The following is an 11,293-nucleotide window of genomic DNA, read 5'->3' as shown; positions in this document are numbered from 1 at the left end:
CGGCGGCCGCCGCGCCGGCGCCGCGCGCGCCGCTGCGCGGCGCCGACCTGGCGGCGCTGGCGCCGGCCGCGCGCGCGCGCCTGCGCACGGCCCTGCTGGAATTGAATTTGGCGCGCGCCGCCGCCGTGCTGGGCGAGCTGGGGCCTGAGTGCGCCGGGCTGGTCGCCGCCATCGAGGAGATGCTGGCGCACTACCAGTACCCGCAACTGTGCGCGCTGCTCGACGGCGCCGACGGCGCGGCCGGGGAGTTGTAGAATTGCACCGATTGACACACCATAGTGAAGAGAGCGGCACCATGTATCGCGATTTGTCGGACCAAACAAACAAGGGCGAAGTGCTGATCGTCGAAGACACGCCGGCCTCGCTGAAGCTGCTGAGCGACCTGCTGACGACGGCCGGCTACGCCGTGCGCCAGGCGCCGAACGGCGAGCTGGCGCTGTGGACCGCGCAGTCGCGCCCGCCCGAGCTGATCCTGCTGGACGTGCGCATGCCCGGCATCGACGGCTTCGAGGTGTGCCGGCGCCTGAAGGAGTCGCCCGAGCTGCGCGGCGTGCCGGTGATCTTCCTGTCGGCCCAGCACGACACGGACGACAAGGTGCGCGGCTTCGCGCTGGGCGCCGTCGACTTCATCGCCAAACCCTTCCAGGCCGAGGAAATCCTCGCCCGCACGGACGCCCACGTGCGCCTGGGGCGGGCGCAGCAGGCGCTGGCGGCCGAGCGCGCCAACCTGGAGCGCCGCGTCAACGAGCGCACGGCCGAGCTGGAACAGGTGGCGCGCACGCTGGAGGACGAGGTGCGGGTGCGCCGCGCCAACGAGGAATTCCTGCGCCTGTCCAGCCAGGTGTTCGAGGCGACGCTGGACGCCATCATGATCACCGACGCCGAAGGCCACATCATCACCACCAATCCGGCCTTCACGCGCATCAGCGGCTACAGCGCGCCGGAGGTGGCGGGCTGGCACGTGCTGCGCCTGGCCGCCACCGAGGCCGACCGGGCCATCGTCGCGGCGATGGCGGACGCGGTGCGCGAGTGCGGCCACTGGTCGGGCGAGGTGCTGACGCGGCGCAAGAGCGGCGACACCTATCCGGGCCTGCTGAGCGTGTCGACGGTGCGCGGGCCGGACGGCGCCGTCGTCAACTACGTCGGCGTCTTCCTCGACATCAGCGAGCGCAAGGCCGAGCAGCACCTGATCGCCTTCCTGTCGCACCACGACGCGCTGACCGGGCTGCCGAACCGCGAGATGGCGCGCGAGCGCTTCGAGCATAGCCGCGCCGCGGCCGGGCGCGACGGCCAGCGCGTCGTCGTCATGTGCCTGGACCTGGACCGCTTCAAGAACATCAACGACTCCTTCGGCGCGCCGGTCGGCGACCGCACGCTGCAAGCCGTCGCCGGCTTCCTCGGCAGCTGCCTGCGCGAGGGCGACACGGTGGCGCGCCAGGGCGGCGACGAATTCCAGATCATCCTCGAAGACGACGCGGCGCTGGGCGCGACGCTGGCGACGGTGCAGAAAATCCTGCTGGGCCTGCGCGACGACCTGCGCGTCGACGGCCAGCACCTGACGCTGACGACGAGCATCGGCATCGCCGTCTTTCCGAACGACGGCGACAGCCTCGACGAGCTGCTGCGCAACGCCGACACGGCCCTGTTCCGCGCCAAGGAAACGGGGCGCGACAACTACGCCTTCTTCACCGAGCGCATGGACATGGACGTGCGCGCCAAACTGGCGATCCAGACCCAGTTGCGCGGCGCCGTCGCGCGCGGCGAATTCGCCGTGCACTACCAGCCGCAGATGTGCCTGCGCACGGGCGCCATGCTGGGCGCCGAGGCGCTGCTGCGCTGGGACAACCCGGTGCTGGGGCGCGTCGCGCCCAGCCTGTTCATCCCGCTGGCCGAGGAATACGGCTTGATCACGGCCATCGGCGAATGGGTGCTCGACACCGTGTGCGCGCAGATCCAGCGCTGGCACGCGGCCGGCCTGGGCGAAATCAAGGTGGCGGTGAACCTGTCGGGCAACCAGTTCGCCCAGGACCGCACGGTGGAGTTCGTCGAGGCGACGCTGCGCAAATACGGCATCGCGGCGCTCTGCCTGGGCATCGAAATCACCGAAAGCACCGTCATGGGCGACCCGGACAAGGCGGTGGCGGCGCTGAAGCGCCTCAAGGACATCGGCGTCGGCATCTCGCTCGACGACTTCGGCACCGGCTACTCCAGCCTGGGCTACCTGAAGCGCTTCCCCATCGACGTGCTGAAGATCGACAAATCCTTCGTCGACGACGTCGCCACCAGCACCAACGACGCCGCCATCGCCCTGTCGGTGATCTCGCTGGCGCACAACCTGAACATGCGCGTCATCGCCGAGGGCGTCGAAACGCGCGAGCAAATGGCCTTCCTGCGCGAACACGGCTGCGACGAAATGCAGGGCTACTTCTTCAGCCGGCCGCTGGCGGCCGACGCCTTCACGGCGTTGTTGGGCGAAAAGAAGAACCTCAGCGCGATATAGGGCGGCGCGCGGCGGCAATTGCGCACCAAACCGGTGCGGGCGGCATGGATTGGTGCAGCAGTCCGCGGCCCTTGCCGGGGCCGCGCCCCCGTGCGCTGGCATAAATTATGCATTCAAGGCAGGCATCCACTCAAGGAATGCCCTCATGCCCGATTGCAGCGACAGCCAGACGAGCATCACCAGCGGCGGCGCCTGCCAGGCGCGGCTGGCGCTGGGCTTCGCCGACGACGCCGGCACGACGCGGCTGGTCGAGCGCGCCCATGTCGGCCCCCTGCGCGTGCAACAGCCGCTGTACCCGGAGGGCGGCGCCGTCTGCCACGTGATCGTCGTGCATCCGCCCGGCGGCGTGCTGGGCGGCGACCAGCTGGCGCTCGGCGCCAGCGTGGGGCCGGCGGCGCGCGCCTTCCTGACGTCGCCGGGCGCCACCAAATGGTACAAGGCCAACGGCCAGGTGTCGCGCCAGCAGGTGCGGCTGCACGCCGGGGCCGGCGCCAGCGTCGAATGGATGCCGCAGGAGGGCATTTTCTTCGACGCGGCCGACGTCGCGCTGGAGCACAGCGTCACGCTGGCCGCCGACGCCAGCTACATCGGCTGCGACATCATCTGCCTGGGCCGGCGCGCCTCGGGCGAGTCCTTCAACAGCGGCAGGATCACGCAACTGACCCAGGTGCGCCGCGGCGGCAGGCTGGTCTGGTGGGAGCGGGGCGTGCTGGCCGGCGGCGGCGACATGCTGCGCAGCCCGCTCGGCCTGCACGGCCACAGCGTCTGCGCGACGCTGCTGGCGGTCGGCAGGGCGCTGCCGGCCGACGCCCTGGCCGGCCTGCGCGAGGCCGGCGCCGATGGCGGCGCGCGCTTCGGCCTCACGCAGATGAAGGGCGTGCTGGCGGCCCGCTACCTGGGCGACGACAGCGAACAGGCGCGCCGCGCCATGCTGGCCGTGTGGCGGCGCCTGCGCCCCCATCTGCTGGGGCGCGCGGCCCAGGTGCCGCGCATCTGGAACACTTGACGCCCAAGGACACGCGATGGATCTGACGCCCAGGGAAAAAGACAAGCTGTTGATCTTCACGGCCGGCCTGCTGGCCGAGCGGCGCCTGGCGCGCGGCCTGAAGCTGAACTATCCGGAGGCGGTGGCCTTGATCAGCGCCGCCATCATGGAGGGCGCCCGCGACGGCCGCACGGTGGCCGAGCTGATGTCGGACGGCGCGAAGATCCTGCGCCGCGCCGACGTCATGGACGGCATCGCCGAGATGATCCCGGACATCCAGGTGGAGGCGACTTTCCCGGACGGCAGCAAGCTCGTCACCGTGCACAAGCCGATTCCCTGAACTGCCGCGCCGCCACTCTTGAGGAGCCCACCATGATCCCCGGCGAATACCAGCTCGAAGAAGGCGAAATCAGCTTGAACGCCGGCCGCCCCGGCGTTTCGCTGGTGGTGGCGAACCAGGGCGACCGGCCGATACAGGTGGGTTCGCACTTCCATTTTTTCGAGGCCAATCCGGCGCTGTCGTTCGAGCGCCGGCGCGCCTACGGCATGCGCCTGAACATCGCGGCCGGCACCGCCGTGCGCTTCGAGCCGGGCCAGCGGCGCACCGTGGAGCTGGTGGCGCTGGCCGGCGCGCGCAGGGTGTTCGGCTTCAACGGCGCGGTGATGGGGCCCTTGCAGGACGCGCCGCCGGGGAAGCCATGACATGGTGACGATTTCGCGCCTCGCCTACGCCGAAATGTTCGGCCCGACCAAGGGCGACCGCATCCGCCTGGCCGACACCGGGCTGTTCATCGAGGTCGAGCACGACTATGCGAGCTACGGCGAGGAGGTCAAGTTCGGCGGCGGCAAGGTCATCCGCGACGGCATGGGCCAGTCGCAGGGCAACGCCGCCGACGTCATGGACACGGTCATCAGCAACGCCGTGATCCTCGACCACTGGGGCGTCGTCAAGGCCGACATCGGCCTGAAGGACGGCCGCATCGCCGCCATCGGCAAGGCCGGCAACCCGGACATCCAGCCGGGCGTGACGATGGCCATCGGCGGCGCCACCGAGATCATCGCCGGCGAGGGCATGATCGTCACGGCCGGCGGCGTCGACACGCACATCCACTTCATCTGCCCGCAGCAGATCGAGGAGGCGCTGATGAGCGGCGTGACGACGATGATAGGCGGCGGCACCGGGCCGGCCGTTGGCACGGCCGCCACCACCTGCACGCCGGGGCCGTGGCATCTGCACGCGATGCTGGGCGCGGCCGACGCCTTTCCGATGAACCTGGGCTTCCTCGGCAAGGGCAACGTCAGCCTGCCGACGCCGCTGGAGGAGCAGGTGCGGGCCGGCGCCATCGGCCTCAAGCTGCACGAGGACTGGGGCAGCACCCCGGCGGCGATCGACAACTGCCTGGCGGTGGCCGAGCGCATGGACGTGCAGGTGGCGATCCACAGCGACACGCTGAACGAGGCCGGCTTCCTGGAGCACACGCTGGCCGCCTTCAAGGACCGCACCATCCACACCTTCCACACCGAGGGTGCCGGCGGCGGCCACGCGCCCGACATCATCGCCGCGGTCGGGCAGGGCAATGTGCTGCCCTCGTCGACCAACCCGACCCGGCCCTATACCGTCAACACCCTCGACGAGCATCTCGACATGCTGATGGTGTGCCACCACCTCGACCCGGCCATCGCCGAGGACGTCGCCTTCGCCGAGTCGCGCATCCGCCGCGAAACCATCGCCGCGGAGGACATCCTGCACGACCTCGGCGCCATTTCGATGATGTCGTCGGACTCGCAGGCGATGGGGCGGGTTGGCGAGGTCATCATGCGCACCTGGCAGACGGCGCACAAGATGAAGGTGCAGCGCGGCGCGCTGGCGCCCGACTCCGGCCGCAACGACAATTTCCGCGCCAAACGCTACATCGCCAAGTACACCATCAACCCGGCCATCACGCACGGCATCTCGCACGTCGTCGGTTCCATCGAGGTGGGCAAGATCGCCGACATCGTGCTGTGGAAGCCGGCCTTCTTCGGCGTCAAGCCGGCGCTGATACTCAAGGGCGGCATGATCGCGGCGGCGCGGATGGGCGACCCGAACGCCTCGATCCCGACGCCGCAGCCGGTGCATTACCGGATGATGTTCGGCGCCTTCGGCGGCGGCCTGAAAAAATCCTTCACCTTCGTGTCGCAGGCGGCCTGCGACGCCGGCATCGGCCGGCAACTGGGGCTGGGCAAGCAGCTGATCGCGGTGAAGAATATGCGCCACCTGCGCAAGGGCGACATGATACACAACGGCGCCACGCCGCACATGGAGGTGGACCCGGAAACCTACGAGGTGCGCGCCGACGGCCAGTTGCTGGTCTGCGAGGCGGCCAGGGCGCTGCCGATGGCGCAGCGGTATTTCTTGTTTTGAGAGGAGCTTCGATGCTGAGCCTGCATACCAGAATCACCCACGCCGACGCCGTCGAGGCGCTACTGGTGCTGCCCTACGAGCAGCGCGAGAAGTGCCGGCTGCGCGCCACGCTGGCCAGCGGCGAGGACGTCGCCGTGTTCACCGAGCGCGGCACGGTGCTGCGCGACGGCGACCTGCTGACGGGCGAGGCGGGCCGGGTCGTGCGCATCGTCGCGGCGCGCGAGCCGACCTACCTGGTCCGCTGCGCCGACGCGCACGCCTTGCTGCGCTGCGCCTTCCACCTCGGCAACCGGCACACCCAGGCGCAGGTCGGCGACGGCTTCCTGCGCATCCGCCGCGACCCGGTGCTGAAAGCGATGCTGGAGGGCTTGCGCGCCTGCGTGACGGAGGAGGACGCGGCCTTCGAGCCGGAGGCGGGCGCCTATGGCGGCGGCCACAGGCACGGCGACGACGGCGGCCGGAACCGGCTGGCGCCGATCCCGCTGCGGCAGAAAATCCACCGGCCGCACGACCCGGCATGAGGCTGCCGGCGTCCGCCTTGCTGCACCTGCTGCAGTTCGCCAGTCCGGCGCTGCCGATCGGCGCCTACAGCTATTCGCAGGGGCTGGAGGCGGCGCTGGAGCGCGGCATCGTCGCCGACGCGGCGACGGCGCGGGCCTGGATCGTGGGCCAGTTGCACGAGGTGGTGGCGCCGTGGGAGGCGGCCGTGTGCTGGCGCCTGATGCGCGCCTTCCAGCGGCGCGACATGGCGGCCGCGCTGATGTGGAGCGAGCGCTTCATCGCCTCGCGCGACAGCGCCGAATCGCGCGCCGAAACCATCCAGATGGGTTATTCGCTGACGCAGCTGCTGGCCGAGCTGGGCGTGGCCGACGGCGCGCTGCTGGCCGCGCTGCGGGGACAGGACGAGGTGGCGCTGCCGACCGCCTACGCCTGCGCGGTGGTGGCGCTGGCGATTCCGCACGAGGCGGCGCTGCTGGCGCTGCTGTTCGCCTGGGCGGAAAACCAGGTGCTGGTGTGCGTCAAGTCGGTGCCGCTGGGGCAGGTGGCGGGGCAGCGCCTGTTGCTGTCGCTGCGCGCCGAACTGGAGGCGGCGGCGCGCTTTGCGCAGAGCGTGAGGGACGAGGGCATGCGCAACTGGGCGCCGGGCCTGTCGCTGCTGTCGATGCAGCACGAAGTGCAGTACAGCCGGCTGTATCGTTCATGAGAGCGGGCCGGGCCGGGAGGGCTGGCCGCGGCTTTTGCAATTGATTCTATTCATAGGACTGAAAACGATGACAAGCCTCACTTCCAACCCGCTCCGCGTGGGTATCGGCGGCCCGGTCGGTTCGGGCAAGACGGCGCTGTGCGAAATGCTCTGCAAGGGCATGCGCGAACGCTACGACATGGCCGTCATCACCAATGACATCTACACCAAGGAGGACATGGAAATCCTGCTGCGCGCCGACGCCTTGCCGGCCGAGCGCCTGATGGGCGTGGAAACGGGCGGCTGCCCGCACACGGCAATCCGCGAGGACGCCTCGATCAACCTGGAGGCGATCGCGCGCATGCAGGCCGACTTCCCCGCGCTCGACCTGATCCTGCTCGAATCGGGGGGCGACAACCTGGCCGCCACGTTCAGCCCGGAGCTGTCCGACCTGACGCTCTACGTGATCGACGTGGCCGGCGGCGAGAAAATTCCGCGCAAGGGCGGGCCGGGCATCACGCGCTCGGACCTGCTCATCATTAACAAGACCGACCTGGCGCCGTATGTCGGCGCCAGCCTCGACGTCATGGCGCGGGACGCCAAACGCATGCGCGGCGCGCGGCCCTTCGTCTTCACCAACCTGCGCAGCGGCGACGGGGTCGCGCAGGTGATCGAATTCATCCGCGAGCAGGGCTTGCTGGACCAGCGGCATCACTGCATCAAGGGCGAGGCGGCATGAACAGGGTTCATGCGCCGTCGCCGGCGCGCATTCAGCCAGCGCGCTTGTCGGACAGCACAACCGGCGCCGCCTTGTGCGGATACCGGCCGAGGTGGCCGGCGCAGGCGGCGCGGATCGCCGCCATGTCGCGCTCCTGGTCGCCGCTCAAATGCACATGGTCGACCAGGCCCAGCACCTTGTTCGGATAGTCGAGGTAGATGATGGTCAGCGGCACTTTCGCCTCCAGCGCCAGGTAATAGAAGCCGCTGCGCCAGTTCGGCCGGTAGCTGCGCGTGGCTTCCGGGGTGATGGCCAGCCAGTACCAGTCGGCCGCCAGCATGCGCTGCGCCTGGCGCTGGATGGTTCCCGACGTGGTGCTGCGGTCGACCGGTTCGCCGCCCAGCGAACGCAGCCACTTGCCCAGGGGGCCGCGGAACAGCGAGTCCTTGGCGAGCCAGCGGAACGGCAGGTCCAGCGCCCATTTGCTCAGCAGGGCGACGGCGAAATCCCAGTTCGAGGTGTGCGGATACAGCACGGCGATGCCGCGCGGACCGGGCAGCGGCCGGTAGCGCACGCGCCAACCGAACAGGTGCAGCGTGCGCAGCGCGGCGCGTTGCCGCCAGGCTGGCAGCGCCTGCGGCTGCAAATATAAATCGTCCATGGGCATTTCCTCGATGTTGTTGTTCTTGTTTACTTTGACAGCGCTGCGGCTGGTTTGATGGCGCGGACTGAAAAATTCCGCGCCGCATTTTATATTGCGGCGGGCGCTACAGGCAAATCGCGCCGCCGCCAACGATGCCCGCACGCATCCATTTGCAGTTTTCAGGCGGACGGGGCATGATGGCTGGACGCCGGGCGAAGCAGGCCGGCGGCGCGGCAAGCCGCAAGCGGCCCGCGCTTTCCTCATTATTGCCATTCAACTGTCTTTGTCCTCAGTCCAGCCGTGTCGCCGTGGGGGGAAGGTATGCTCAACAAGCAGCTCCTGTGTGTTTCGCTGGGCAAGCCGGCGGCGCCGCTCGTGGCGGGGCTGGCATGGGATGACTGGACCGTCCACGCCGTTGCCAGCCTGAAGGAGGCCAGCCGCGTATTGCGCGAGCAATCGTTCCTCGTGGGTTTGCTGCTCGGCATGGCGCACGGCGACGCCCCCGACGAGATCGACAGCTTTCTGCGCCAGCACTGGGCGATGCAGTGGATCGGCGTGTTTCCCCCGCACGCGCTGCAGTCGCCCGATTGGCGGCGCCTCGTCGCCGACCATTGCTGCGACTTCCACACTTTGCCGATCGACCCGCTGCGCCTGAGCCATACGCTGGGCCACGCCCACGGCCACGCGGCGCTGCGCGAGGCGCCCGCGGCGGGGCCGGCGCGGCAGCGCGACATGCCGCTGAAGGGCCACGGCGGCGCCATCCTGCGGCTGCGCCGGCAAATCGCCCAGGTGGCGGGCGCCACGGCGCCGGTGCTGATCTGGGGCGAGAGCGGCAGCGGCAAGGAATTGACGGCCCAGGCCATCCACGCGCAGTCGCCGCGCGCCGCCGGCCCCTTCGTGCCGATCAATTGCGGCGCGATTCCGGCCAGCCTGATCCAGTCGGAGCTGTTCGGCCACGAGCGCGGCGCCTTCACCGGCGCAGCGTGCGGCAAGCGCGGCCTGATCGAATCGGCGGCCGGCGGCACCGTGTTCCTCGATGAAATCGGCGACTTGCCGATGGAATTGCAATCGAATCTGCTGCGCTTCCTGCAGGAAAAAACCATTTACCGGCTCGGCTCGACGCAGAGCATCGAGGTCGACGTGCGCGTCATCGCCGCCTCGCACGTCAATCTGCAGAAGGCGGTCGCCGGCGGCACCTTCCGCGAGGATTTGTATTACCGCCTGAACGTGCTGGCGCTGGACGTGCCGCCGCTGCGCGAGCGCCGCGAAGACTTGCTGTTGCTGACCAACCATTTCTTCACGCTGTACGCGGACGAGCGCGCGCCCCGCGTCAAGGGCTTCAGCGGCAAGGCGCTGGAGGCGATCAAGGCGCACGACTGGCCCGGCAATGTGCGCGAGTTGATCAACCGGGTCAGGCGGGCGGCGGTGATGGCCGAGGGGCGCCTGATCTCGCCGCAGGATCTGGGGCTGGAGGTGCCGCCCAGGCGCGGCAACGGCGAGGCGCTCGACGGCATCCGCCTGCGCGCCGAGCGCGCCGCCATTGAAGCGAGCCTGCAGCGTAGCGGCAAGAACATTAGCCAGGCGGCGCGCGAGCTGGGCGTGTCGCGCATGACGCTGTACCGCCTGCTGGCCAAGCACGGCATCGACTCCTGAGCTCACGCCGCCGATACATGTTCAGATGCGGCAACGGCCGCCATGCGCGCCGCCTAAGTGCTTGAATCGGCGGGTTTTTTGCGGCGGCGCCGGCCGCGCGCGCGGCCCGCCGCCCCAGTCCGCCGTCACACCGTTGTGACAGGCGCGGCGGTTTCCGCGCCGGCCGGCCGGCGCGGCGTGCTCCCGCCCCTGGAAATATCCTTGCCATTCAATGGCTTAACGGGGCGGCGCGGGGCGTGGCACCAAGCTTGCATGGAGATGCCTTGCTTGGCGCGCTGCGCAAAGCGATCTGTACACCTCGTTTATCCCCTCCCTCAATAAGGAACTGCAATGAAAAAAACTCTACTCGCGGCCGCTATTGCCCTCGCGTTCAATCTGAGCGCGCAGGCGGCAAACGGGCCGATCAACGCGGCCAACAATGTACCGGGCAGCAGCACGCAGACGGCGAACAACACCGTCACCCAGTCGGGCGCCGGACCGGCGGCCTATGACAACTCGGTTGCCACGCAAGACAATAACTCCGATCAAAACAACGACAAGAGCACCGGGCAGAACAATAGCAGCGGCAATGCGCTGGCCCAAGGCGCCGGCGCATCGGCGGCGAACAACGGCGGCACGTCGACGGCGGCGTTCACGAATTCCTTCAACACCTCGACCGCAACGGCCAGCAGCACGCTGAGCGGCCAAGTGTCGGGCAACACCATCAGCAATATCGGCAACTACGCGACGAACACCGGCAGCGCCGCCGGCGGCGTCGGCAATGGCGCGGTGGGCGGCACGGGCAATGGCGGCAGCGCCAACGGCATGGGCGCGGCCGGCGGCGCCGCCAGCGGCGCGGAAGGCGCGGCCGGCGGCATGGCCAGCGGCGGCAGCGGCGGCGCGGCCGCCCGCGGCGGCGACGCCAGCAACGGCAGCGTCAGCAGCGGCAGCGCGGCCGTCGGCGACAGCTACGCCGGTCGCGGCGGCGACGGCGGCCATGCCCACGACGCCTACAGCGGCGCCGGCGGCGCCGGCGGCACGGGCGGCAATGGCAGCCCCGGCTCGAACGGCGGCAGCGCCGTGGGCGGCGCGGGCGGCAGCGGCGGCGCGGCGGGCGACACCTACGGCGGCAACGGCGGCCACGGCGACGCGGCCGGCGGCAACGGCGGCGCCGGCGGCCTGGCCGGCGGCAGCCCCGGCGGCGCGGGCGGCGCCAGCGGCGGCGCCA

At 69.9% G+C, this 11,293-nt stretch carries 11 protein-coding genes and 1 pseudogene; 11 read left to right on the top strand and 1 reads right to left on the bottom strand.

Translation table 11 applies throughout. From position 1 onward, the window contains the following. The 9 genes from OIK44_RS25495 to ureG all read left to right on the top strand — a co-directional run. Positions 1 to 254 (top strand): hypothetical protein (locus OIK44_RS25495; RefSeq protein ID WP_273675046.1); only part of this gene is annotated, 254 nt, incomplete at its 5' end. A gap of 41 nt (positions 255 to 295) precedes the next feature. Then, positions 296 to 2,500, top strand: a complete 2,205-nt coding sequence (locus OIK44_RS25490) for a two-component system response regulator (RefSeq protein ID WP_273675044.1) — start codon at positions 296 to 298, stop codon at positions 2,498 to 2,500. A gap of 145 nt (positions 2,501 to 2,645) precedes the next feature. Next, on the top strand, positions 2,646 to 3,506 hold the full coding sequence (locus OIK44_RS25485) for an urease accessory protein UreD (protein WP_273675042.1): 861 nt from the start codon (positions 2,646 to 2,648) through the stop codon (positions 3,504 to 3,506). 16 nt (positions 3,507 to 3,522) lie between these two features. After that, the gene (locus OIK44_RS25480; RefSeq protein ID WP_273675041.1) at positions 3,523 to 3,825 is read left to right on the top strand and encodes an urease subunit gamma; all 303 of its coding nucleotides are present in this window, start codon (positions 3,523 to 3,525) and stop codon (positions 3,823 to 3,825) included. A 32-nt stretch (positions 3,826 to 3,857) separates the two neighbouring features. Continuing rightward, positions 3,858 to 4,187 carry an urease subunit beta gene (locus OIK44_RS25475; protein WP_273675039.1) on the top strand — a complete coding sequence of 110 codons (330 nt, stop codon included), beginning with the start codon at positions 3,858 to 3,860 and terminating at the stop codon, positions 4,185 to 4,187. A gap of 1 nt (position 4,188) precedes the next feature. Continuing rightward, a complete protein-coding gene (gene ureC, locus OIK44_RS25470; RefSeq protein ID WP_273675038.1) occupies positions 4,189 to 5,889 on the top strand; it encodes an urease subunit alpha in 1,701 nt (566 codons plus the stop codon). An 11-nt stretch (positions 5,890 to 5,900) separates the two neighbouring features. After that, positions 5,901 to 6,410, top strand: coding sequence for an urease accessory protein UreE (ureE, locus tag OIK44_RS25465; RefSeq protein WP_273675037.1), 510 nt, complete (start codon positions 5,901 to 5,903; stop codon positions 6,408 to 6,410). A gap of 2 nt (positions 6,411 to 6,412) precedes the next feature. Then, the gene (locus OIK44_RS25460) at positions 6,413 to 7,093 is read left to right on the top strand and encodes an urease accessory protein UreF (RefSeq protein WP_273675048.1); all 681 of its coding nucleotides are present in this window, start codon (positions 6,413 to 6,415) and stop codon (positions 7,091 to 7,093) included. 67 nt (positions 7,094 to 7,160) lie between these two features. Further along, positions 7,161 to 7,811, top strand: coding sequence for an urease accessory protein UreG (gene ureG, locus OIK44_RS25455; RefSeq protein WP_273675036.1), 651 nt, complete (start codon positions 7,161 to 7,163; stop codon positions 7,809 to 7,811). Positions 7,812 to 7,842: 31 nt separating this feature from the next. Here ureG and OIK44_RS25450 read toward each other — a convergent pair whose 3' ends face one another. Further along, positions 7,843 to 8,451 (bottom strand): 1-acyl-sn-glycerol-3-phosphate acyltransferase, encoded by a 609-nt coding sequence (locus tag OIK44_RS25450; protein ID WP_273675034.1) that lies wholly within the window; start codon positions 8,449 to 8,451, stop codon positions 7,843 to 7,845. Positions 8,452 to 8,754: 303 nt separating this feature from the next. Here OIK44_RS25450 and OIK44_RS25445 point away from each other — a divergent pair, with 303 nt between their 5' ends. Beyond that, positions 8,755 to 10,086 carry a sigma-54 dependent transcriptional regulator gene (locus OIK44_RS25445; protein ID WP_273675032.1) on the top strand — a complete coding sequence of 444 codons (1,332 nt, stop codon included), beginning with the start codon at positions 8,755 to 8,757 and terminating at the stop codon, positions 10,084 to 10,086. Between the two features lie 330 nt (positions 10,087 to 10,416). Further along, positions 10,417 to 11,293, top strand: a pseudogene (locus OIK44_RS25440) (hypothetical protein); the annotation flags it as partial.

It is taken from the genome of Janthinobacterium fluminis, from assembly GCF_028595325.1.
GTDB classification, from domain to species: domain Bacteria; phylum Pseudomonadota; class Gammaproteobacteria; order Burkholderiales; family Burkholderiaceae_D; genus Janthinobacterium; species Janthinobacterium fluminis.
Note: the sequence above shows the minus strand (reverse complement) of the source record. Positions and strands in the feature narration are given on the sequence as shown.